The organism is Sinorhizobium sp. GQ132 (assembly GCF_059758575.1).
On record NZ_JCAXDX010000051.1, the window covers coordinates 1 to 641 of the forward strand.

Here is a 641-nt window from a genome sequence, read left to right on the forward strand (position 1 = left end):
TAGGTTTCTGGCGCTCGGTCAGAACTTCTGCTTTGCCCGCTTCGGCATAAAGTAGGTTCGGATATTGACGAGTGCTTCGGCGACGTCAGCAGCATCCTGGCTTGTCACTTTCCGTTTTGCCTCGCCGAGCTTGCGGATGGGTGCGATGATATCCCCAGTGACGGCATGACCACGAAGAACCGGCTGCCAAAGCCTCGGCGCGTATCCTGTTCCCAACAAAAAGCAGAGGTCCCAATCGAAGATATCAAAGGTCTGATCATCGATCCGGGTGAACCGGGGCCGGTGGTCTTTCGGTGTTTCGGAAAGGCTAGCCGAGATGCGGTTATATTCCGCAACAATGGTCTGTACGGCCCGATGCTCGGTCGTTTCCATCGGCAGGTTCAGGGCATCCGGACCGGTCAGTTCCGGGATCCATTTGCGTGGGTCGATGAACTTCGGTCCGATGATGAGAGCCGTAAGATAACCATCGAGACCGCTCATTGACCAGATTGGCGATGCTGGACGGCGTGCCCTGATAAACGCCTCGAACGCCTCATCATCAAGCTTCGGTCGTGCGGTCGTCGTCCCCTGGCTGTTCTGTGTCATGCCGCCCGTCGCTCCTGACGTGCAATGGCCTCGCGTTCGGCCTTCCAGGCCCAGGG

1 protein-coding gene is annotated in these 641 nt (G+C 57.9%); it reads right to left on the reverse strand.

The annotated features are described in order from the left end of the window. Nucleotides 1-18: 18 nt before the first annotated feature. Nucleotides 19-585 carry a UPF0149 family protein gene (locus AC6CIG_RS29665; RefSeq protein WP_127712057.1) on the reverse strand — a complete coding sequence of 189 codons (567 nt, stop codon included), beginning with the start codon at nt 583-585 and terminating at the stop codon, nt 19-21. Nucleotides 586-641: the final 56 nt, after the last annotated feature.